Raw genomic sequence first — 21,635 nt, forward strand, 5'->3', positions numbered from 1 at the left:
GCTACGGCCTCGCGACGGTACGGCCGACGTCCTCGACGGCGAGCACGCCGTACATCTCCCCGGAGGGTTCGATGAGGAGGTACTCGGTGGCGGGGGCGCGCTGGATGGCGGCGAGGAGGTCCTCGCCGGCGATGTCGGCGGGCAGGATGAGGCCGGGGTCGAGGGCGCGGGTGAGGGTGGCGGCGTCGACCCAGGGGCGGCGTTGCTCGGGGGTGGCGTTGACGGCGCTTTCGCTGACGATGCCGATGGGGTCGCCCTCGTGTCCGACGACGACGATGGCGCCGGCGCGGGCTTCGCGGGCACGGCGGATCGCCTCGGCGAGGGGCAGGTCCTGGGGGACGCGGACGGCCCGCCGGGCGAGGGCGCGGGCGTTCAGCAGGGGGATGCGCTCGCGCAGGTCGGCCACGCGGATGGCCTCGCTGGCGCCCATCCAGATGAAGGAGGCGACGAGCGCGCCCCACAGCACGGTGAGCCAGTGGTTGCCGCCGGTGACCGACATCGCGGCGCTGAGGGCGAGGACGGCGATGGCGACGGCGCGGCCGATCCAGCCGGCCGTGACGGTGGCGGCGCGCTGGCGTCCGGTGATCTTCCACACGCCGGCGCGGACGATGCGGCCGCCGTCGAGGGGCAGTCCGGGCAGAAGGTTGAAGACGCCGACGATGAGGTTGGCGACGGTGAGCGCCTCGACGAGGAGCTCGGCGACCGGTGGCAGGCCCACGAAGTGGAGGACGGCGTATCCGCCGGCGGCCAGGGCGAGGGACAGGGCGGGACCGGCGGCGGCGACGGCGAACTCGCGGCCGGGCGTGCGCGGCTCGCGTTCGATCTCGGAGACGCCGCCGAGGATGTGCAGGGTGATGGCGCGCACGGGCAGGCCGAATCCGCGGGCGACGACGGAGTGGCTGAGCTCGTGGACGAGGACGGAGGCGTACAGCAGCACGGCGTAGGTGAGGGCGACGAGGTAGCTCTCGGGTCGGCCGACGATGCGGAGGGCGGTGGGTTCGAACATGACCGTGATGATGATCGCGACGATGAACCAGGTCGGCGAGACGTACACCGGAATGCCGAACGGCCGTCCCATGAGGATGCCCGGGCGGCGTGGAGGGCCGCCGTCGCGGGGGGTGCTGTCTGCCACGCCCGGAATGCTACGCGGCCGGTCGTCAAGGGGACCTAAGGGCGCGTGGCGGGTTCTGGCGCGATTCTGTCGCAGGTCTCCCCTAGGGTTGCGGGCATGACGGCCATCGAGACCGGCGCGGCCTCCCCTGGCGGCGCCAGCGTGATCGGCACGTTGTCCCCCTCGCGGGCGGGCGATTTCATGACGTGCCCGTTGCTGTACCGCTTCCGGGTGATCGACCGGATCCCGGAGCGGCCGAGTCCGGCGGCCGTGCGCGGCACTCTGGTCCACGCGGTGCTGGAGCGGTTGTTCGACATTCCGGCGGCGCGGCGCACGCCGGCGGCGGCGCTGGAGCTACTGGCGCCGGAGTGGGATCGGCTGCTGGCCGAGGAGCCGGAGCTGGCGACCCTGTTCGACGGCGAGGACGTCGAGGGGGCCCGCGCGGAGTGGCTGGCCGAGGCGCGCGCGATGGTCGAGCGCTACTTCGCGCTGGAGGATCCGCGGCGGCTGGAGCCGGCGAGTCGTGAGCTGTACGTGGAGACGGTCCTGGATTCGGGGCTGCAGCTGCGCGGTTACATCGACCGGCTGGACGTCGCCCCGACCGGTGACGTGCGGGTCGTCGACTACAAGACGGGCCGGGCGCCGAGCGCGGACTTCGAGGCCCGGGCGTTGTTCCAGATGAAGTTCTACGCGCTGGTGCTGTGGCGGCTGCACGGCACGGTGCCCCGGTTGCTGCAGCTGATGTATCTGGGCAACGGCGAGATCCTGCGGTACGCCCCGGACGAGGCCGACCTGCGGGCCACCGAGCGGAAGGTCGACGCGCTGTGGCAGGCCATCCGGCGCGCGATGGAGACCGGTGAGTGGCGGCCGCGCAAGAGCCGGCTGTGCGACTGGTGCGACCATCAGGCGCGCTGTCCCTCGTTCGGGGGTGAGCCGCCGCCGTTGCCGGTGGTGGCCGCCGGGGCGGGGGCTCCGCGGGACGAGGTGTCTCCGCGGGATCCGCGCGACGACGTGTGAGCGCGGCGTCGCGCCGGGGCGGCTCCCCGGGCCGGTGACCTCATCCCGCAGGAGGAGACGCGATACGCGCGCAGGAGGGGACCACATCCGGTCACACGCCCTAACGTGTGGGTGTGTCCGAGCTCATCCGTGGTCGACGCGCGTGGCTGGAGGCGCATCCGATCGCGGCGGATGCGCTCGCCTCCGCCGTGCTGGCGGCGGCCTATCTGGTCACCGTGCTGGTGCAGGGGGAGGACGGCGCCTCGGGGAGGCGGCCGGAGGCGTTCTGCGTCCTGCTCGGCGCCGTGACCCTGGCGTCGCTCACGGTGCGCCGGCGGCTGCCGGTCGTGGTGCTGGCGTTCTCGGCAGCCGTGTGCGTGACGCTGACGGCGATGGGGTACGAGGTGTCGGCGCCCGCCGTGGCCCTGCTCATCGCCACGTACACGGTCGCGGCGCACCGGGGGCTGGCGACGAGCCTGCCCGTCGGCACGGTGACGCTGGTGGTGTTCATCGGGCTGCTGATCGCGGTGAGAGCCGACTTCTGGCAGGCGGTGAGCAACACGTTCCTGTTCGTGGGCGTGTGGTGGCTGGGGCGGAGCCTCCGGCTGCGCCGGGCGTACCTGAACGAGCTGGAGGCGCGGGCGCGGCGTCTGGAGCGGGCGCGGGCGGCCGACGCGCGGGCGGCGCGCACGGAGGAGCGTTCGCGCATCGCGCGGGAGCTGCACGACGTGGTGGCCCACCATGTCAGCGTGATGACCGTGCAGGCGGGCGCGGCGCGGCGCATCCTCGAACGCGACCCGCAGGCCGTGCGGGACGCGTTGACGACCATCGAGCAGATGGGGCGTACGGCGCTGGGCGAGATGCGGCGGCTGGTGGGGGTCTTGCGGACCGAGGCGGAGCCGGCGCGTGGTGAGCTGTCGCCGCAGCCGGGGGTGAGCGACGTGGGCGAGCTGGTGGATCATCTGCGGGAGACGGGTCTGCAGGTGCAGCTGTGGATCGAGGGTGAGGGCCGGTCGCTGTCGCCGGGCGTCGACCTGGCGGCGTTCCGGCTGATCCAGGAGGCGCTGACCAACACCCTGAAGCACGCGGGTCCGCAGGCGCGGGCGTGGGTGCGGATCCACTACACGGACCGGCAGCTCACGGTGGAGGTCGAGGACGACGGCCGGGGGCTGGCGGCCGGGCTCGGGCAGGCCAACGGAGGCCGTGGGCATGGGCTGGTGGGCATGCGCGAGCGCGTCGCCCTCTATGGTGGCGATCTGCGGATCGGGCCGCGTTCCGGCGGTGGTTTCGAGGTCCGCGCCCGTTTCCCGTTGGAGGTCTAGGTGACGATCAGGGTGCTCCTCGTCGACGATCAGCCGCTGCTGCGCGCGGGCTTCCGGCTCATCCTGGAGGGCGAGCCGGATATCGCGGTGGTGGGCGACGCCGGCGACGGCGCCCAGGCCGTGGAGCTCACGCGGACCCTGTTGCCGGAGGTGGTCCTGATGGACATCCGGATGCCGGGTGTGGACGGGATCGAGGCGACGCGCCGGATCGTCCGGGAGGGTGCGGCGACGCACGATCCGCGGGTGCTGATCCTCACGACGTTCGACCTGGACGAGTACGTCGTCGAGGCGGTGCGGGCGGGGGCGAGCGGCTTCCTGCTGAAGGACGCGCCGCCGGAGGATCTGGTGGCCGCGATCCGGATCGTGGCGGCCGGCGACGCGATCGTCGCGCCGAGCGTGACGCGGCGGCTGCTGGACAAGTTCGCGACGCGGTTGCCGGCCGTGCGGGAGACGGCACCGCCGCGGGGGCTGCGGATGCTCACCGAGCGGGAGCTGGAGGTGCTGCGGCATGTGGCCCGTGGCCTGTCCAACGCGGAGATCGCGGCGGAGCTCGTCGTCAGCGAGACGACGGTGAAGACGCACGTGGGCAACCTCCTGGCCAAGCTCGGGCTGCGTGACCGCGTGCAGGCGGCCGTCTTCGCCTACGAGACCGGCCTCACCCAGCCGGGCCAGGGTTAGGGGCTGTTTCATAAGCCCGCTGTCCGGCTGCTACGAACGGGGCTCATGAAACAGCCCCTGACGAACGCCGAGCCGCCGGGCTCCGAGCGCCGTGGACGGTCGTCCTCCCGCAGGAGGAGACGGTCCGGGCGCTCCGTCCGGAGGTGGAACCCGGCTCCGTCCGCTGGACCGACGAAACCGCTCGCGCCCCGTCCTAATCTCATCGAGAGACAACCCCCCGACATGCGAGCAGGAGCTTCATCCGTGACCGATATCCCCTCCCCCGTGGCCGGCGGTCCGCCCGGTCCCGTCCTCGCCGCGCCGGCCGCGCGTGCCGATCGGATCGTCAAGGAGTACGGCCGGGGAGACACGAAGGTCGTCGCGCTGAACGAGGTGTCGGTGGATCTCCCCGCCGGCCGGTTCACCGCGATCATGGGGCCCTCGGGTTCGGGGAAGTCGACGCTCATGCACTGCATGGCGGCCCTGGACTCGGTGGACTCCGGGCGGGTGTTCATTGGCGACGTGGACCTGACCCGGCTGGACGACAAGCGGCTGACCCGGCTGCGGCGTGACCGGATCGGCTTCGTCTTCCAGGCGTTCAACCTGGTGCCGACGCTGACGGCGCTGGAGAACATCACGCTGCCGCTCGACATCGCCGGTCGCAAGCCGGACCAGGCGTGGCTCGACACGGTCATCGACACGATCGGGCTGCGTGACCGGCTGACGCACCGGCCCGGCGAGCTGTCCGGCGGCCAGCAGCAGCGGGTGGCGTGCGCCCGCGCGCTGGTCGGCCGTCCGGAGATCATCTTCGCGGACGAGCCGACCGGCAACCTCGACTCCCGGTCGGGCACCGAGGTGCTGTCGTTCCTGCGCAACGCGGTGCGGGAGATGGGTCAGACGGTCGTCATGGTGACGCATGACCCGGTGGCCGCGGCCTATTCGGACCTGGTACTCTTCCTCGCCGACGGGCGGCTGGTGGATGAGATGTCGGATCCGACGGCCGAGAAGGTGCTGGAGCGCATGAAGGGCTTCGAGCTGCCGGGGGTCGGCGTCCGGTGATGCTCAAGGTGACCGTGCGCAACCTGGTCGCGCACAAGGTGCGCCTGGCGCTGACGGCGTTCGCGGTCGTGCTCGGGGTGGCGTTCGTCGCCGGCACCCTGGTGTTCACCGACACGATGAGCCGCCAGTTCGACCAGCTGTTCTCCAAGACCGGCAAGGACGTCGCGGTGCAGGTCCGCCCGAAGAAGGTCGTCGAGGCCGAGGAGGGCGCCGCGGCGCCGACGGTTCCCGCGTCCCTGCTCCCGGCCATCGGCAGGGTGCCCGGGGTGGCGCGGGTGCACGGCGGGGTGGGCGGCTTCGCCGCCGTGGTCGGCAAGAACGGCAAGGTGGTCGGGGGATCCGGTGCGCCGCAGCTGGGCGTCGACTGGAACCCGGCCGACAAGGACTTCCCGATGAAGGCCGGGCGCGGTCCGGTCGGCCCGGGCGAGGTCGCCATCGACGACAGGACGGCGGCGAAGAGCGGCCTGAGGGTCGGGGATCGGACGCGGATCGTCGTCCAGGGGCCGCCTCAGACCGTCACGGTCGTCGGGATCGTCGACTCCGGCAACCTCATGGGCGCGACGATCACGGCGTTCGACCAGCGCACCGCGCAGCGGCTGCTGCTGAAGCCGGGCCGGTTCAGCGACATCACGGTCGCGGCGCGGAAGGGCGTCTCCGAGACGGCGCTGCGCGATCGGATCCAGCGGGTGCTGCCGTCGTCGGACTATGAGGCGATCACCGGCACGAAGATGCGCGACGAGAACAAGAGCGAGGTCGGGCGCATCATGTCGTTCATCCGGACGTTCCTGCTCGTGTTCGCGGTGATCTCGATCTTCGTCGGTGCGTTCATCATCTTCAACACGTTCTCGATGCTGGTGGCCCAGCGGTCCCGGGAGCTGGCGCTGCTGCGCGCGGTCGGTGCCTCGCGCAGGCAGGTCACCCGCGCGGTCCTCGGCGAGGCGATCGGCGTGGGCTTCGTCGGCTCGACCGTGGGCCTGGGCGCGGGCGTGGGGCTCGCGCTGCTGCTGCGGCAACTGTTCAACGCGATCGGAGCCGAGTTCGACGGCGGCCTGACCTTCACCTACAAGCCGGTGCTCTGGTCGTACGCCGTCGGCATGGTCGTGACGGTCGTGGCGGCCTACTTCCCCGCCCGCCGGGCGGCGAAGATCCCGCCGGTCGCCGCCATGCGCGACGACGTCGCCATGCCGCAGCGGTCACTGCGGATCCGCGTGGTGATCGGGTCGCTGGTGACGGCGGCTGGGGCGGTGCTGGCCGGGCTGGGGCTCGGCGGGTCGGGGCTCGCGTGGCTGGGCATCGGCCTGGGACTGGTGTTCCTGGGCGTGGCGATGCTCGCGCCGGTGATCGCCCGTCCGGTCGTGAAGGTGCTCGGCGCGGCCTACCCGCGCGTGTTCCGCACGCCGGGTCGCCTGGCGAAGCAGAACGCCCTGCGCAACCCGCGCCGTACGGCGGCCACCGCGTCCGCGTTGATGATCGGGCTGGCCCTGGTGAGCGGGATCAACGTGATGAGCGCGTCGGCGAAGGCGTCGATCTCCCGTCAGGTCGACAAGAGCTTCGCCGCCGACTACATCGTCTCCGCCACGGCGCGGGTGTTCAGCCCGGCCGAGCCGGCCCAGGCGGTGCGGGCCGTGCCCGGGGTCGAGCAGGTCACGGCGCTGTACTCCGGCCGGTTCACGGTGGGGTCGAAGGCGGAGACGTTCGCGGCGACCGAGCGGCCCGACGACCTGAAGCGGGCGGCGCGGCTGTCGCTGGTGTCCGGTTCGGCGGAGCTCGGCGGTGACGGCCTGCTGGTGGACGAGCCGACCGCCGCCTCCGCTCATCTGCAGGTGGGGTCGACGATCGGCGTGCGCTTCCCCGACGGCAAGACCGCGTCGGTGCGGGTCGCGGGTGTCTACGCCAAGAACCCGCTGGTCGGCTCCCGGGTGCTGGCCCTGCCGGCCTACCTGGCGCACACGGACCGCCCGACCGGCAACGGCCTGATGATCAATGTGACGAAGTCGGACGCGGCCACGAAGAGGGGCATCGAGAAGGCGCTGAGCGCCTACCCCGACCTGAAGGTGCAGGACCAGTCGGACGTGAAGAAGAGCGTCCAGCAGGGCGTGGACCAGTTCGTGACGCTGCTGACGGTGCTGCTGGCCCTGTCGATCGTCATCGCCGCGCTGGGGATCATCAACACCCTCGCCCTGTCGGTGATCGAGCGGACTCGGGAGATCGGGCTGCTGCGGGCGATCGGCACGAGCCGCCGGCAGACGCGCCGGATGATCCGCCTGGAGTCGGTGCTGATCGCGCTGTTCGGCGCGGTGCTCGGCATCGGCATCGGCGTGGTCTTCGGGATCGGCGTCCAGCGGGCCGTCAGCGACCAGGGCGTGAACGTCCTGAGCGTGCCGGTTCCCACTCTCGTGGGCTACGTCGTGCTGGCGGCGGTCATCGGGGTCCTCGCGGCGCTCTGGCCCGCCTGGCGGGCCTCCCGCATGGACGTGCTGAAGGCGATCGCCTTCGAGTGACCCGCGCCGGGCGCCTCCCGGTGCCGGCCCCGTACGACGCGGGCCGTTCCCCTGACCGTCGGCGCCGCGCGTCCGGTCAGGGGGACGCCGGCGTCCGGCGGCCGAGCGCGGCGTAGTCGTACATCCCGTAGGCGGGATGGACGTAGGCGCCGGCGAGCGTGTCCGGGCGGTACAGCACGGTCCTCTCCGCCAGGAGGGGCACGAAGGCGCCCGTCTCCATGACGGCCCGGTCGGCCTCGGCCGACAGGTCCGCCCGGCGGCGCGGGTCAGGGGTCCTGGCGCCCTCGGCGAGGAGCCGGTCGACCCGCGGGTCTCTCAGCTCCATCGGGTTCGCGTTGTTCGTCTTGGCGGCGGGACCGGTCAGGGGCCGCAGGAAGGCCGGCCCCGTGGGCCGGTCCGCGGCCCAGTCGCCGATCAGGACGCCCAGGCCGTGACGGTGGACGTAGGCGGGGGAACCGGCCGTGCTCCCCCACTGGAACGCCGACAGGGTGGTGACCTGGGTGCCGATCCCGGCGTCCGCCAGGGCCTGGCGGACGGCCCGGGCGGCGGCGACGTCGTCCGGGCGGTCCCCGCGTACGGCGATGCCCGTGGTGAACCCGCCGGGGCGGCCGCACGCCCGCAGTTCTGCCCGCGCCCGCGCGAGGTCGCGCGGGTACCGGTCGAACGGCCGGTACCCAGTGGCCGTGGGCGGCAGGACGTTCGTGGCCGGGGTACCCGCGGTGGGTCCGCCGTAGGCGCGCTGGATCGCCGTGCGATCGACGGCGTACTGGACGGCGCGGCGGCAGTGGACGTCGTCGAGGGGGGCGACGCCGGTCGACAGCGCGGCGTAGCGCACCAGCCCGGTGGGCGGATCGTCCGCCCGGGCCCTCAGGGCGGGCGCGGCGAGGATCGCGTCGCGGGTGGCGGGCTGGACTCCGGCGCCGGCCAGGTCGGCGTCGAGCGTGCCGGCGCGCAGCCGGGCGTCGATGTCGGCGGCGGCGACCCTCTCGGTCACCTCGATGCGGTCGGGCAGCGCCGCGCGGTTTGGGTCGTCGCGCCAGCGCGGGTTTCGCACGAGGGTGAACCCCGTGCCGACGTCGTGCCGCGCGAAGCGGTACGGCCCGGTCGACAGCGGATGCTTCTCGTAGGCGAGCCGGGTGTCCTTCACCCGGGGCACGGGCGCGGTCTGCGGGCTCGCCGCGAGATGGTCGAAGTCGAAATCTGCTCGCTTCAGGTGGAACACGACCGTACGGTCGTCGGGCGTCGTGACGCCGGTGAAGTGGTCGAGGTCGGGGTCGAGGTACGGGCCCCAGTAGGTGCCGGTGAGGGCGTCCCGCAGGCCGCGGGGCCCGTGGGTGAGCTGGGCGGTGTAGCCGCTGCGCGCGACGGCGTACTTGACGTCGCGGGCCCGGACGGGGGTCCCGTCCTCGTAGGTGATCCCCCGGCGCAGCCGGTACGTCCAGGTCCGGCCGCCGTCGCCCGGCCGGCCGAGCCCCTCGGCCAGGTCCGGGACCAGGCGCAGGCCGGCCGCTCCGGGCGCCGCCGCGTAGGTGACGAGGGAGCGCGCGTACAGGCGGGCGAGGTCGGCCTCGTAGGTCAGGCCGACGTCGCCGGGGTCGAGGGAGACCGGGGCGTCGGTGACGGCCAGGCGCAGGGTGCCGCCGCGGGCCGTGGAGGGGTGCACGACCCGGGACGACGCCTGGTCGAACGACGTGTCGGGGCGCGCGGTGGTCCGCCCACCGCCGCAGGCGGTGACCCCGAGCACGAGGAGGGCGGCGCACGCCGCGAATCTGCCTCTCACGGGTAAATCATTGCAACGAGTGCATGTTTGCACCAAGCGCACGGCATGAGATCTCCGCCACCCGAGGACGGCCCCGCACTCGCCATCGCCTTCCCATGCGCGCTTACCTTTCGAGAACAACCGGCAGAACCACGAAACCGTAGAGCAGGATCGCGGGCAGCAGCCCCGCCAGGACTATGAGGACCACGTCGTACGGGCACCCCTCCGGTTTCGTCGCGCTCTGCGGCGCAGAAGGGCGACAGCGGGCGGTGTCGGCGCGGGTGTGCGCGGCGTCGGTCGTGACCGGCACCCCCGGCGGGTGTCCCCCACCCGGCACGGCGAACCGCTGCCCGACCGGATCCCGGGAGGCGCCCGGCAAGAAGCCGCCGGTTTGGGCGAACGCGAAGCAGCGTCGCCGTGCCGTAGCCACTCGTTCCACCGCTCGGTCGTCGTGACGAGCACGCCGAGGCCCGGTTCGACCCAGAAGGCGCGGTGCCGGCGTAGTACCGCGTCGCGCACGCCCGCCCCTCGCGGTCAGCAGCGCAGGGGACGGGTGTGGGGACGGCCGAGGCGTTCTGTCAGCCGCTCTGTTCGGTCAGGCCGGCCTCCTCGGCCGCCTTGGTGACCTTCGCGCCCGCGCCCTCGGGGGCGTTCTCCGGGAAGTGGCAGGCGACGCGGTGGCCGGGAATGACCTCGACCAGCGGTGGTTCGACCGTGCCGCAGATCTCCTGGGCCTTCCAGCAGCGGGTGTGGAACCGGCAGGCCGGCGGCGGGTTCAGCGGGCTGGGCACGTCGCCCTGCAGCCGGACGCGCTCGCGGCCCTTGCGCTTGGCCGGGTCCGGGATCGGGACCGCCGACAGCAGCGCCACGGTGTAGGGGTGCATCGGGCTGTTGTACAGGCCCTCGCCGTCGGCCAGTTCGACCATCTTGCCGAGGTACATCACACCGACCCGGTCGGCGATGTGGCGCACCACCGACAGGTCGTGGGCGATGACGACGTAGGTGAGGTTGAACTCCTCCTGCAGGTCCTCCAGGAGGTTGACCACCTGGGCCTGGATGGAGACGTCGAGCGCGGAGACCGGCTCGTCCGCGACGATCAGCTTGGGCCGCATCGCCAGGGTACGGGCGATGCCGATGCGCTGACGCTGGCCGCCGGAGAACTCGTGCGGGTAGCGGTTGTAGTGCTCGGGGTTGAGCCCGACGACCTCGAGCAGGTCCTGGACGGCCCGCTTGACGCCGTGCTCGGTCTCGATGCCCTGCAGCCGGAACGGCGCCCCGATGATCGTGCCGACGGTCTTGCGGGGGTTCAGCGAGGAGTACGGATCCTGGAAGATCATCTGAAGGTCGCGCCGCAGCGGCCGCATCTTGGCCTGCGACACGTGGGTGATGTCCTGGCCCTCGAAGATGATCTGGCCGTCCGACGGCTCCAGCAGCCGGGTGATCATCCGGCCGGTGGTGGTCTTGCCGCAGCCGGACTCCCCCACGAGGCCGAGCGTCTCGCCCATGCGCACCGTGAAGTCGACGCCGTCGACCGCCTTGACCGCGCCGACCTGGCGTTTGACGATCGCGCCTCGGGTGACCGGGAAGTGCTTGCGCAGCCCGCGGACCTCCAGCAGCGCGTCGTCGCCGTCACCGGCCGGCCGCTGGTCCGCCACGACCTCGCTGTCGGGTGTAGTCACTGTCTCTCCAGTTCGCTCCGGCCGTCCGGCCGGTGCCGTCCATCGACCGCCGGGGCGGCGTGCCCGTCGCCCACGGTCTCCTCGATCAAAGCCTCGGCCGGATCTCTTCGGTCCAGATACGGTGCCGGTCCTCCCTGCCGAGGTGGCAGGCGACCCGGTGACCCGGCGCGATCTCGCGCAGCTCCGGCCGCTCGGTCTCGCTGCGGCCGTCGTTGAGCTCCGCGTACGCGCAGCGGGGGCTGAACGCGCAGCCGACCGGGACGTTGATGAGGCTGGGCGGGGAGCCCTTGATCGGTATGAGGCGCTCGGACCGGTCGCGGTCCAGGCGCGGCATCGAGCCGAGCAGTCCCCAGGTGTAGGGGTGTTCGGGCCGGTGGAAGACGTCCTCGGCGGAGCCGTACTCCACGCACCGGCCGCCGTACATCACGAGGATGTCGTCGGACAGCTCCGCGACCACGCCCAGGTCGTGCGTGATCATGATGACGGCGGAGTCGAACTCCTCCTGCAGGTCGCGGATCAGGTCGAGGATCTGCGCCTGCACCGTGACGTCGAGCGCCGTGGTGGGCTCGTCGGCGATGAGTAGCTCGGGGTCGCAGGACAGCGCCATGGCGATCATGGCGCGCTGCCGCATGCCGCCGGAGAACTGGTGCGGGTAGTCGTCGACGCGCCGGTCCGGCTGCGGGATGCCGACCCGGCCCAGCATGTCGATCGCGTGCTTGCGCGCGACGTCCTTGCTGACGTTGTTGTGGATCCGGTACGCCTCGATGATCTGGGCGCCGATCGTGTAGAGCGGGTGCATCGACGACAGCGGGTCCTGGAAGATCATCGACATCTTCCGGCCGCGCATCCGGCGCACCTGCTCCGGGGAGGAGCCGACGACCTCCTGGCCGTCCACCCAGATCTCGCCGGAGACCTTGGCGTTCCGGCGGTTGTGCAGGCCGAGCAGGCCGAGACTCGTGACGCTCTTGCCCGAGCCGGACTCACCGACGATGCCGAGCGTGCGCCCGCGTTCGAGCGTGAACGACAGCCCGTCGACGGACTTGACCAGCCCGTCGTCGGTCGGGAAGTGGATGCGCAGATCCCGGACGTCCAGGAAGGCCCTCGGCGCCGGGTCCGCGACCGGTTCCGCCGTCTGGTCCTGGGTCACGACAGCCTCACCCTCGGGTCGATCACCGCGTACAGGATGTCCACGATGAGGTTGGCCAGCACGATGAAGAACGCACCGAGCATCACCACGCCGAGCACGCGCGGAAGGTCGTTGTTGTTGATCGATTCGATGGCGAACTTGCCCAGCCCCGGCAGGGAGAAGGTGCTCTCGGTGAGCACCGCGCCACCGAGCAGCATGCCCAGGTCCAGACCGAAGATGGTCAGCACCGGGGTGAGCGTAGCCCGCAGCGCGTGCCGGACGATCACGGTGCGCTCGGGCAGGCCCTTGGCGCGCGCCGTCCGGATGTAGTCCTCCCCCATGGTCTCCAGCATGCCCGCCCGGGTGAGCCGGGCGTACAGCGCCGCCTGCAGGAACGCGAGGGTGACCCACGGCAGGACCATGGCCGACGCCCACTGGATCGGATTCTGGGTGAAACCGACGTACGTTCCGGCGTCGGGGAACCAGCCGAGCTTGTCGCGGAAGATGGCCAGCGACAGCAGGCCGGTGAAGAAGATCGGCAGCGAGACGCCCGCCAGCGCCAGGCCCATCGAGAGGCGGTCGACGGCCGTGCCCCGCTTCAGCGCGGACACGACGCCCGCCGAGACCCCGAACAGCAGCCAGATGATCGCCGCGCCGGCCGCGAGCCAGAGGGTGACCGGGGCCCGGTCGAGCAGGTCCGGCCAGACCGGCGTCTGGTTGATGAAGGAGTAGCCGAAGCACGGCGGCCCGCAGTAGACCTTCGACGGCCCGAAGTCATAGTGGGAGCCGACGACGATGCCCTTGACGAAGTCCCAGTACTGGATCGCCAGCGGCTTGTTCAGCCCGAGCCGTACCTCGACCTCGTGGATCGCCTGCGGACCGGCGCTCTTGCCGACGTACCGGGATGCGAGGTCCGCGGTGGTGGCCCCGGTCAGCCTCGGCACGAGGAAGAAGATCGCGAACGTCACCATGCTCACGATGACGAGCAGTGCGATGGCGGCGATCAGACGCCGGATGAGGAATGTGACCACAGTGCCCGGCCACGGTGGCCGACGGGCGCGTCGCCCGCCGGCCACCGACGGCCTTCACCTGCCTTCTAGGAATGAGGAGTTACTTCACGCCCATCTGGACGAAGTCGTACTCGCCGTTGAGGCCCTGGTTGATGTATGTGTTCTTCGCGCTCGGCGGCCGGTACATCAGGCCCTTGACGTTGAGGAACGGCACGATGTAGGCGTCGTCCATGACCTTGGCGTCGATCTGGGCCCACAGGTCGTTCCGGGCGGTCTCGTCGGCGGTGACCACGGCCTTGTCGAGCGTCTTGTCGACCTCAGGGTCCTTGACGCCGAGGTTGGTGTTGCCGGCGTCACGGATGACGCGGCTGTCGACGATCTGGGACAGGTAGCCGAAGCCCTCCGGCCAGTCCGCGGCCCACGCCATCATCATCAGGCCGAGGCCGTTCTTCTTCACGTACTCCGGCTTGCCGGCGTACAGCTTGAAGTAGTCGCCCTGGGGGTACTTCTTGATCTCGACCTGAACGCCGATCTTCGCGAGGCTCTGCTGCATCGCGAGCGCGGCGTTGACCTCCTTGGTCCGCTCGGTCCGGGCGCTGATCACCGTCTTGAAGCCGTTGGGCTTGCCGCAGGCCGCGAGCTCCTGCTTGGCCTTGGCGATGTCGCCGTGGTTCCCCGGGCCGGACGGGTAGGGGTTCATGTCCTTGCTGCCCGGGAGCACCGGCATGATCAGGTGGGTGGCGATGTCGCCGCCCGACAGCGGGCCGCCGAAGGCGGTCTGCATGGCCTGCTTGTCGGCGACATACTCGACCGCCCGGCGGCAGTGGACATTGTCGAACGGCGCGACGTCACCGGAGATGGCGACGTACCAGAGGCGGGCCGTCGGAGCGGCGTCGGCGTTCTGCTTCAGCCGCGGCTGCGTCTGGATCCTGCCGGCGGCGGCGGCCTGCACGCCGGTGCTCTGCACGTCGCTCTGCAGGGACCCGTTGATGAGACGGTTGTCGACGTCGTCGGCGTTGATGCCGAGCTGGACCTCGACCCGGTCGGGCAGCTGCTTGCGGTTCGGGTCGGTGCTCGGGTCCCAGTTGGTGTTGCGGACCAGCGCGATCGACTTGCCCGGCGTGTAGCTCTCGAACTTGTACGGGCCGGTCGCGACGACGTGCTGCTTGTAGTTCGCGCCCGTGTCCTTGGCCGGCGGCACCGGCATCGTGGACGGCAGCATCGCGAAGTAGTCGAACGCGCCGAACGGCTTCTTCAGGTGGAAGACGATCGTCGAGTCGTCCGGCGTCTCCACGGCCTTCAGGCCGAGCTTGCCCGGGGTCTTGTCGTTGTAGGGCGAGGTGTAGCCCTGCAGGTCGAGGTAGTCGTTGAAGTAGGTCGGACCGTTCGGGAAGGTCTTCTTGTCCAGCGACCGCTCGATGTCGTACTTGATGTCCTGGGCCTTGACCGGCGTGCCGTCCTCGTACTTGACGCCCGGCTTGAGCTTGTAGGTCCAGGTCTTCAGGTCGGCGCTGTGCTGTCCCGGGCCCTGCGCGAGGTCGGGGGTCAGCTCCAGGCCGGACTTGCCCGGCGAGGGCTTGAACATCATCAGCGTCCGCCCGTAGAACCTGGCGAAGTTCCACGAGAACGCGTAGTAAGTGTCGGCCGGGTCGACGTTGTCCCAGTCACCCGCGTTGGCCAGGTGCAGCGTGCCGCCGGTCTTGGTCGAGGGGTTCACGACCCGCGTCAGGCCGGCGTTGAACGAGCCGTCACCGCCGCTGTTGCCGCTCGAACCACCGCTCCCGCCGCCGCAGGCGGCCAGGGCGAGGGTCGCCGCGAGCCCCGTCGCGACGAGAGGGATTGATCTCCTCATTTGGCTACGTTCCTCCTTGTGGGACGTTTCTTGGGGAAAGCGAGTGGTCAGCGGGTCCGCGGATCCAGAGCGTCGCGGAGGCCGTCGCCGAACAGGTTGAACGCGAGCACCGTCACGAAGATCGCCACACCGGGTACGATCATGAACCAGGGGTCGAGCGAGTAGATCGGGACCGCCTGGGAGAGCATGCCGCCCCAGGTCGGGGTCGGTTCGCTGACTCCCACGCCGAGGTACGACAGCGCCGCCTCGAACAGGATGTTCGTCGGGATCAGCAGCGTGGAGTACACCAGGATCGGGGCGAGGAGGTTCGGCAGCAGCTCGCGGAACAGGATGTACGGGGCGCGTGCTCCCATCGCCCGCGCGGCGTCCACGAACTCCCGCTCGCGCAGCGACAGGGTCTGGCCCCGGATGATCCGGCCGATGTAAGCCCAGTTGAAGAAGCCGATGATGAAGACCAGCAGGCCGATGCGCAGACCGTTGCCGGACAGCCCGAACGCCTTGCCCTGCACGACGCCGCCGAGCGCGATCGCGAACAGCAGGATCGGGAAGGCCAGGAAGACGTCCATCGCCCGGGCGATCAGCGTGTCGACCCAGCCGCCGAAGTAGCCGGCGACCATGCCGAGGACCGTGCCGATCACGACGGAGAGGAGCGTCGCCAGGAACGCGATGAGCAGGGAGATGCGCGCTCCGTAGACGATGCGGCTGAAGATGTCCCGGCCGTTGGTCGGCTCGATGCCGAGCGGGAAGTCGGCGCTGACCCCCGAGTGCCACGGGCCGTGCAGCGGGCGCTGGAGGTTCGGGTCGATCAGGTCCTGGTGGAACTGGCTCGGCGGGTGCCCGAACCAGGCGGTCAGCAGCGGGGCCAGGATCGCCATGAGGATCAGCAGGATCACGACGACGCCGCCGGTCATCGCGAGCTTGTCGCGCCGCAGGCGCATCAGCGCGATCTGGCCGAGGGAACGGCCCTCGATCTTGCGCACGCCGTCGAGGACGGCATCGGGCCTGGCCTCGAGCTCCGACCCGGTGACCTCGATCGGTGCGGTCACGACAGGTACCTCCCACGTTCGGCCGCGTTGTTCATCGAAGGACCGTCCCGGAGCCGTTCTGTGGACTCCGGCCGTTTCGGTCCGTCGGAGAGGGAACTTATCCTCCCCAAGATGACTCTCACGCTCGCGAGCAGCCTGGCGCTAGTACCCGTGTCTCGATTGTGATCTCGTCGTCATCAAGGGCAGACGTGATCTCGTAAGTTGTGAACCGGCGAACGCGGAGCGTCACACTCCGCGCATGTCTTCGCAGGTCATCAGCTGATACCGCGGTTCTTCAGGATCTGCTCGATCTCCGCCAGGTCCGGGTCGGCGGCCGGTCCGCGGCGTTCGAGTTCGCCCTTCGGGGCGGCGCCCTTGGGCGCGCTCTTCGGTGCGCTCTTCGGTGCGCTCTTCGGTGCGCTCTCGGGCTCGCGCTTGCGGCGCGGTCCGCCCTCCACGGCGGTGCCCCGGCGCAGCATGGCGCCCGAGGCGATGTAGAGGAGCGCGCCGAGCCCGAACAGGGCCACGCCGGCCCACTTGACGGGGCTGAACGCCAGGTCTGCCAGGAACTTGGTCAGTCCGGTGAGATAGGCGCCCATCGGCACCATGGACCAGGCGGTGCCCCGCATGCCCGAGGCGAGCCCGCGCCTGCGGTAGGCCGCCCAGCTCCCCAGCAGGCCCAGCACCGTGGCCGCCATGCTGATCGTGAACAGAAGGACATCGCTCATTGACGCACCTCACCCCCGGCCCGGCTGAATCGCCGGCCCTTCCGACGCGGACGGACATCGCCGGATCGGCCGGGTCGTCGCCGGACCCTTGTCGTGACGTTTCCATCCTGACACGTCATGACGCGTCCGGCGCTCCTCCTCCGGGACCGTTCCGGGTACTCCCCGGGCACGACCCCGGGGTTCCCCCTCAGACCAGGGCGCGCAGGCGGTCCAGGTCGACCTCGCGCAGGGACTCCACGACCGTACGGCGCGGGGCCTCGTCGATCGGCACGACGCTGGGGACGGCGACGACGTGACAGCCGGCGGCGGCGCCGCTGGCGGCTCCGTTGAGCGAGTCCTCCAGGGCGACGCAGCGGCGCGGGTCGACGTCCAGCAGGCGGGTCGCCGCGAGGTACGGCTCCGGGTGCGGCTTCGTGCGGTTCACCTCGTCCCCGGCGACGGTCACGGTGAAGCTGTCGCGTCCGATGCCGTCGAGGGCGTGCTCCATCAGCACCCGGTGGGTGGAGGAGACCAGGGCGGACGGCAGGCCGGCGACCCGGACCTCGTCGAGCAGTTCCCGGGCGCCCGGCATCATGGGGACGTCGGCGCGCAGCCGTCCGGCCATCGCGTCGAGGAGCCTGCGGCCGACCTCCTCAGGGGCGACGGGGGCGCCCGTCAGGTCGAGCATGTAGTCGACCGTACGGTCGAGCGAGCCGCCGACCAGGAACTCCTGGTGCTCCGGTCCCCACGCGCCGCCGAGCCAGGCCATCACCTCGGCCTCGGCCTCCAGCCAGAGCCGCTCGGAGTCGAGCAGCAACCCGTCCATGTCGAACAGGACAGCCTGCAGCACCCGCACCATCTCCTCACACCCCCCGAAATGGGACAACGAAGCCTATGTCACGCCCCCGGTGGCCGCCACCGGGCGACGTGGCGCTCGAACGCCCGCCCCGGCGCGCCCCAAGGCGGCTTCCGGGCTATTTCAGGACGGGCCTCGAACCGGCTCTGAACAGGATGACCTGGGAGAGATGATCATTTTCGCAGGTTGCGGGCCCGGCCTTGTGTCATAATCCCGTCGGTCCGATGATCATGCCCACTGCCAGGCACGGCCGTCACGGCCGGGAGAGGAGACACGTATGACCCGTCTCATCGATCGCCTGCTGGCGCGCGTGGCCCCAAAGGCCACCGCGTCCGCCGGCTGCATAACTTCCTACTACTGCTCCGGTGGCTTGAAGTACCGCAAGGTTTGCTGCGACGGCCAATGCCGCCACTACGTCGTCGGCGCCTGCGGATCGCCGTGAGGTCCCCCGCGGGCGGCGCCGCGATGTCGCCGCCCGCGACGGCGTTCTGTGAGGAGTGCGTATGGAACTCGTACGGATCGGGTGCGCCTGCCTGATCGGGCTGGTCTTCGCCGTGTCGGCCACCTCCAAACTCCGCGACTTCGACGGCTTCGCCAGGTCCGTTCCCGCGCTGGTGCCGGCGTGGCCCGGCCGCGCCCGGCTCCTGGCGACCACCACGACCGCACTCGAGGCACTGGTGCCTCCGCTGCTGATCGCACCGCCCACCGCCGCATACGGCTTCGGTCTCGCCGCCGCGCTGCTGGCCGCCTTCACCACGGCCGTCGCGACCTCGATACGGCGCGGACGCCGCGCCACCTGCCGCTGCTTCGGCCCGTCCAGCGTTCCGCTCGGCACACGCCATCTCGTCCGCAACGGAGCACTGCTCACCTGTGCCGCGCTCGGCGGCCTGTCCCCCGGCGGCCTGCCGCCCGCGGGCGGGATCGCGGTGGCCGCCGCGGCCGGGCTGGTCGGAGCGGTGCTGATCGTCGCCCTCGATGACATCGTCGACCTGTTCGTGAGGACCCCCTGATGCCCTACCTTGCCGCCGCCGTCGTCCTCATCGGCCTGCTGTGCGTGCTGAACCTCATCCTCACGCTCGGCCTGATCCGCAGGCTCCGGGGGCACGGTGCGGCGCAGCCGCAGCACGCCGGGCCGCCGACGGTGCTGAAACCCGGCTCCCGGATCGGTGACTTCGCCACCACGACCACCGAAGGTGAGCCGGTCTCGCACGAGGACCTCATCGGGCTGGTCGGCTTCTTCTCCGCCGGCTGCGAGCCGTGCCACGACCTGGCTCCGCGCTTCGCGCGGCTCGCGACGGGGCTCCCCCGGCTCGCGGTGGTGACCGGTGACGACCCTGAGCTGGTCACGGTCCTGTCGCCGGCGGCCCGCGTCGTCGTCGAGGACTACGACGGCGTCGTGAGCTGTGCCTTCCAGAACACCTGGACGCCGGCGCTGTACCTCATCGACGCCGAGCAGCGGGTGGTGGCCACGGGCGGACGCTTGGAGGACCTGCCCGTCGAATCCCCGGCATGAGAACACCGAACGCGGGGCCGGGTGGGCGGCGCCGATGAGACGGCGTGCCCGTGTACGGGAACTGGCCGTCGCCGCAGCCGAGGCGACCGCGCTCACCTGGCGGTCGGCACCCGGCGGCGTGTCCGGTTACCTCCTGATCACCCTGGCCGAGGCCGCCACGCCGATCGCGACCGCCTGGCTGACGAAGACTGTGGTCGACCGGCTGACGACGTCCCAGGGCCCGGTCGCGGGCCCGGCCGCCGCGCTGGTGGCGACCGGACTGGCCGCCGCGGCCCTCCCCGGGATCGGCAGGTACCTGCGCGACCAGACCGGCCGGGTCGCCGGAGTCCGGGCGACCGACCGGCTGTTCGCCGCAACCGAACGCCAGGTCGGTTTGCGGCGGTTCGAAGATCCGGTCTTCCTGGACCGGCTGCGCCTGGCGCAGGAGGCGACCGCCAGTGCCGGGTACCTGGTCGACGCCGTCTGCGGCACCGCGCGCGGCGCGCTGTCCCTCATCGGCTTCCTCACGTCGCTGCTGGTCATCAGCCCGTTGATGACGGCGCTGGTTCTGCTGGCCGCCGCGCCGGCGCTGATCGCCGAACTCCTGCTGTCGCGGAGCCGGGCTGCCATGCAGTGGGCGACCGAGCAGACCCATCGCCGCGAGTTCTTCTACAGCCGCCTGCTGACCGACGTGGAGGCGGCCACCGAGATCCGCCTGTTCGGCATCGGCGCTTTCCTGCGCGCCCGGATGATGGCCGAACGTGAACGCGGCAACGCGGCCGAACGGCGGATGGACCGGCGTGAGCTGGCCGTCCAGGGCGGCCTGACCGCACTGAGCGCGGCGGTGGCGGGCGGCGGCCTGTGGTGGGCGATCACGGCGGCGCGGCACGGCACGCTCGGCGTCGGCGACGTCACCATGTTCCTCGCCGCGGTCGGCGGCGTGCAGACCGCCCTCGATACGCTGACGGCCTCCATCGCCACCGCCCATGGCCGCCTGCTGGTGTTCACCCACTACGTCGCGGTGACCCGGGCGGAACCGGACCTGCCCAGCGTCGCCACGGGGAACGCTCCGGAGCTGCGGCGGGGCGTCGAGTTCCGCGACGTGTGGTTCCGCTACAGCGACGACCACCCCTGGGTCCTGCGCGGCGTCGACCTGACGATCCCGCACGGCCGGGCCGTCGCGCTTGTCGGCCTGAACGGCGCGGGCAAGAGCACGCTGGTCAAGCTGCTGTGCCGGATGTACGACCCGACCCACGGGCGGATCCTGTGGGACGGTGTGGACCTGCGGGACATCCCGCCCCCCGCGCTGCGCGAGCGCATCAGCGCGGTGTTCCAGGACCACATGAACTACGACATGACCGCGCGGGAGAACATCGCGGTCGGCGACATCAGGACGCTCGACCGGCCGGAGGCCATCAGGCGGGCGGCCGCCCGCGCGGGCGTCCATGACAGGCTCGCCGGTCTTCCCCACGGCTATGACACCCTGCTGACCCGGATGTTCTTCTCCGAGGCCGACAAGGAGGACCCCGAGACCGGGGTCGTGCTGTCCGGTGGTCAGTGGCAGCGCCTCGCGCTGGCCCGGGCCTTCGTCCGCGACGGCCGGGATCTGATGATCCTCGACGAGCCCAGCTCCGGCCTCGACCCGGTGGCCGAGCATGAGGTCCATGCCCAGATGCGCCTCTACCGGGCCGGTCGTACCAGCCTGCTGATCTCACATCGGCTCAGCGCCGTACGGGAGGCCGACCTCATCGCGATTCTCGACGGCGGGCGCGTCGTCGAACTCGGCACACACGAGACGCTGATGGCGGCGGGCGGCCACTACGCCCGGTTGTTCCGGCTGCAGGCGGCCGGATACCGGGAGGCCCCTCACCCCTCGGAGCACATCGGATGACGTCGCTCGCGGCAGCCGTGGGCGGCCTGCTGGTGGTGGCCGGCGTCCTGGCCGGATGGGTGCGCCGGCGCTACTTGGTCACCACGGTCGACGGACCCAGCATGGAGCCCACGCTCTACTCCGGCGACCGGCTGCTGGTCCGCCGGACCCGGCGCGTGCATGTGGGCCAGATCGTGGTGGTCCGGATCCGGCCGCCGACACTGGACGCGCCACCGCCGGATGTGGACCGCGCCCCAGCCGACGAGGAGCCGGCGGCACCGGTCGTGCGGGAGCATCCGGACGGGCTCCTGTACATCAAACGGGCGATCGCGGTGGCCGGTGACCCCGTGCCGGTGGACCGGGTGCCGTGCCTTCGGGAGACCCGGGAAACGACCGTGCCGCCGGGTGCCGTGGTCGTGCTGGGCGACAACGCGGCCAAGAGCTGGGACTCCCGCGACTACGGGTTCGTCCGCGCCGAGCAGTTCGTCGGCGTGGCGGTCCGCCGGCTCCCCGCGGGCTGACCCCGCCTCCGGATCGCGCAGTTGGCCGCCGAGGCCGTGCGCCGCCTCCCCACAGGATGACGGCGCCTTCCGCGTCGGCCGGGCGGGCGCCG

At 71.4% G+C, this 21,635-nt stretch carries 20 protein-coding genes; 10 read left to right on the top strand and 10 right to left on the bottom strand.

Annotation, left to right across the window (positions count from 1 at the left end; translation table 11 throughout):
- Position 1 precedes the first annotated feature (1 nt).
- Positions 2-1,132 (bottom strand): site-2 protease family protein, encoded by a 1,131-nt coding sequence (locus NE236_RS22630; protein ID WP_308209140.1) that lies wholly within the window; start codon positions 1,130-1,132, stop codon positions 2-4.
- 96 nt (positions 1,133-1,228) lie between these two features.
- Between NE236_RS22630 and NE236_RS22635 the strand changes: the two genes are divergently transcribed.
- The 5 genes from NE236_RS22635 to NE236_RS22655 all read left to right on the top strand — a co-directional run bounded on the left by NE236_RS22635 (position 1,229) and on the right by NE236_RS22655 (position 7,646).
- On the top strand, positions 1,229-2,128 hold the full coding sequence (locus NE236_RS22635; RefSeq protein WP_252844064.1) for a RecB family exonuclease: 900 nt from the start codon (positions 1,229-1,231) through the stop codon (positions 2,126-2,128).
- 113 nt (positions 2,129-2,241) lie between these two features.
- Positions 2,242-3,429, top strand: coding sequence for a sensor histidine kinase (locus NE236_RS22640; RefSeq protein ID WP_252844065.1), 1,188 nt, complete (start codon positions 2,242-2,244; stop codon positions 3,427-3,429).
- Positions 3,430-4,107, top strand: coding sequence for a response regulator (locus tag NE236_RS22645; RefSeq protein WP_252844066.1), 678 nt, complete (start codon positions 3,430-3,432; stop codon positions 4,105-4,107). It abuts the gene before it with no gap.
- A 222-nt stretch (positions 4,108-4,329) separates the two neighbouring features.
- Complete coding sequence (locus NE236_RS22650) at positions 4,330-5,145, top strand: ABC transporter ATP-binding protein (RefSeq protein ID WP_372494417.1); 816 nt, start codon at positions 4,330-4,332, stop codon at positions 5,143-5,145.
- Positions 5,145-7,646 (top strand): ABC transporter permease, encoded by a 2,502-nt coding sequence (locus tag NE236_RS22655; protein WP_252844067.1) that lies wholly within the window; start codon positions 5,145-5,147, stop codon positions 7,644-7,646. The genes NE236_RS22650 and NE236_RS22655 overlap by 1 nt, the downstream gene beginning before the upstream one ends.
- 76 nt (positions 7,647-7,722) lie before the next feature.
- On the opposite strand, the gene NE236_RS22660 is transcribed toward NE236_RS22655, so the two are convergent.
- From NE236_RS22660 to NE236_RS22700, 9 genes are all read right to left on the bottom strand, one after another.
- On the bottom strand, positions 7,723-9,426 hold the full coding sequence (locus NE236_RS22660; RefSeq protein WP_252844068.1) for an ABC transporter substrate-binding protein: 1,704 nt from the start codon (positions 9,424-9,426) through the stop codon (positions 7,723-7,725).
- Between the two features lie 103 nt (positions 9,427-9,529).
- A complete protein-coding gene (locus NE236_RS22665) occupies positions 9,530-9,844 on the bottom strand; it encodes a hypothetical protein (RefSeq protein WP_252844069.1) in 315 nt (104 codons plus the stop codon).
- 139 nt (positions 9,845-9,983) lie between these two features.
- A complete protein-coding gene (locus NE236_RS22670; RefSeq protein WP_308209141.1) occupies positions 9,984-11,084 on the bottom strand; it encodes an ABC transporter ATP-binding protein in 1,101 nt (366 codons plus the stop codon).
- Positions 11,085-11,169: 85 nt separating this feature from the next.
- The gene (locus tag NE236_RS22675; RefSeq protein WP_252844070.1) at positions 11,170-12,231 is read right to left on the bottom strand and encodes an ABC transporter ATP-binding protein; all 1,062 of its coding nucleotides are present in this window, start codon (positions 12,229-12,231) and stop codon (positions 11,170-11,172) included.
- Positions 12,228-13,241 carry an ABC transporter permease gene (locus NE236_RS22680; protein ID WP_252844071.1) on the bottom strand — a complete coding sequence of 338 codons (1,014 nt, stop codon included), beginning with the start codon at positions 13,239-13,241 and terminating at the stop codon, positions 12,228-12,230. Before NE236_RS22680 ends, NE236_RS22675 begins: the two co-directional genes overlap by 4 nt.
- A gap of 79 nt (positions 13,242-13,320) precedes the next feature.
- The gene (locus NE236_RS22685) at positions 13,321-15,072 is read right to left on the bottom strand and encodes an ABC transporter substrate-binding protein (RefSeq protein WP_252844072.1); all 1,752 of its coding nucleotides are present in this window, start codon (positions 15,070-15,072) and stop codon (positions 13,321-13,323) included.
- A 47-nt stretch (positions 15,073-15,119) separates the two neighbouring features.
- Positions 15,120-16,118, bottom strand: a complete 999-nt coding sequence (locus NE236_RS22690) for an ABC transporter permease (RefSeq protein ID WP_252844073.1) — start codon at positions 16,116-16,118, stop codon at positions 15,120-15,122.
- A gap of 254 nt (positions 16,119-16,372) precedes the next feature.
- Positions 16,373-16,825 carry a hypothetical protein gene (locus NE236_RS22695; RefSeq protein ID WP_252844074.1) on the bottom strand — a complete coding sequence of 151 codons (453 nt, stop codon included), beginning with the start codon at positions 16,823-16,825 and terminating at the stop codon, positions 16,373-16,375.
- Positions 16,826-17,012: 187 nt separating this feature from the next.
- On the bottom strand, positions 17,013-17,663 hold the full coding sequence (locus tag NE236_RS22700; RefSeq protein ID WP_252844075.1) for an HAD family hydrolase: 651 nt from the start codon (positions 17,661-17,663) through the stop codon (positions 17,013-17,015).
- A 274-nt stretch (positions 17,664-17,937) separates the two neighbouring features.
- On the opposite strand from NE236_RS22700, the gene NE236_RS22705 reads away from it, so the two are divergent.
- The 5 genes from NE236_RS22705 (at position 17,938) to NE236_RS22725 (ending at position 21,543) form a co-directional block, all read left to right on the top strand.
- Positions 17,938-18,102 carry a hypothetical protein gene (locus NE236_RS22705; RefSeq protein WP_252844076.1) on the top strand — a complete coding sequence of 55 codons (165 nt, stop codon included), beginning with the start codon at positions 17,938-17,940 and terminating at the stop codon, positions 18,100-18,102.
- Positions 18,103-18,163: 61 nt separating this feature from the next.
- Positions 18,164-18,670, top strand: coding sequence for a MauE/DoxX family redox-associated membrane protein (locus NE236_RS22710; RefSeq protein ID WP_252844077.1), 507 nt, complete (start codon positions 18,164-18,166; stop codon positions 18,668-18,670).
- The gene (locus NE236_RS22715) at positions 18,670-19,173 is read left to right on the top strand and encodes a TlpA disulfide reductase family protein (protein ID WP_252844078.1); all 504 of its coding nucleotides are present in this window, start codon (positions 18,670-18,672) and stop codon (positions 19,171-19,173) included. Before NE236_RS22710 ends, NE236_RS22715 begins: the two co-directional genes overlap by 1 nt.
- Positions 19,174-19,207: 34 nt before the next feature.
- Positions 19,208-21,043, top strand: coding sequence for an ABC transporter ATP-binding protein (locus NE236_RS22720; protein ID WP_252844079.1), 1,836 nt, complete (start codon positions 19,208-19,210; stop codon positions 21,041-21,043).
- Positions 21,040-21,543, top strand: a complete 504-nt coding sequence (locus NE236_RS22725; protein WP_252844080.1) for a S26 family signal peptidase — start codon at positions 21,040-21,042, stop codon at positions 21,541-21,543. Before NE236_RS22720 ends, NE236_RS22725 begins: the two co-directional genes overlap by 4 nt.
- Positions 21,544-21,635 lie beyond the last annotated feature (92 nt).

Origin of the sequence: Actinoallomurus purpureus (assembly GCF_024055795.1) — a bacterium.
Taxonomy (GTDB): Bacteria; Actinomycetota; Actinomycetes; order Streptosporangiales; family Streptosporangiaceae; genus Actinoallomurus; species Actinoallomurus purpureus.

Excerpts from the sequence above, each read along its gene's own strand:
- NE236_RS22710 (WP_252844077.1), top strand. The coding sequence starts at position 18,164 with ATGGAACTCGTACGGATCGGGTGCGCCTGCCTGATCGGGCTGGTCTTC.
- NE236_RS22695 (WP_252844074.1), bottom strand. The coding sequence starts at position 16,825 with ATGAGCGATGTCCTTCTGTTCACGATCAGCATGGCGGCCACGGTGCTG.
- NE236_RS22725 (WP_252844080.1), top strand. The coding sequence starts at position 21,040 with ATGACGTCGCTCGCGGCAGCCGTGGGCGGCCTGCTGGTGGTGGCCGGC.
- NE236_RS22700 (WP_252844075.1), bottom strand. The coding sequence starts at position 17,663 with ATGGTGCGGGTGCTGCAGGCTGTCCTGTTCGACATGGACGGGTTGCTG.
- NE236_RS22635 (WP_252844064.1), top strand. The coding sequence starts at position 1,229 with ATGACGGCCATCGAGACCGGCGCGGCCTCCCCTGGCGGCGCCAGCGTG.
- NE236_RS22685 (WP_252844072.1), bottom strand. The coding sequence starts at position 15,072 with ATGAGGAGATCAATCCCTCTCGTCGCGACGGGGCTCGCGGCGACCCTC.
- NE236_RS22650 (WP_372494417.1), top strand. The coding sequence starts at position 4,330 with ATGCGAGCAGGAGCTTCATCCGTGACCGATATCCCCTCCCCCGTGGCC.
- NE236_RS22715 (WP_252844078.1), top strand. The coding sequence starts at position 18,670 with ATGCCCTACCTTGCCGCCGCCGTCGTCCTCATCGGCCTGCTGTGCGTG.
- NE236_RS22720 (WP_252844079.1), top strand. The coding sequence starts at position 19,208 with ATGAGACGGCGTGCCCGTGTACGGGAACTGGCCGTCGCCGCAGCCGAG.
- NE236_RS22655 (WP_252844067.1), top strand. The coding sequence starts at position 5,145 with ATGCTCAAGGTGACCGTGCGCAACCTGGTCGCGCACAAGGTGCGCCTG.
- NE236_RS22705 (WP_252844076.1), top strand. The coding sequence starts at position 17,938 with ATGACCCGTCTCATCGATCGCCTGCTGGCGCGCGTGGCCCCAAAGGCC.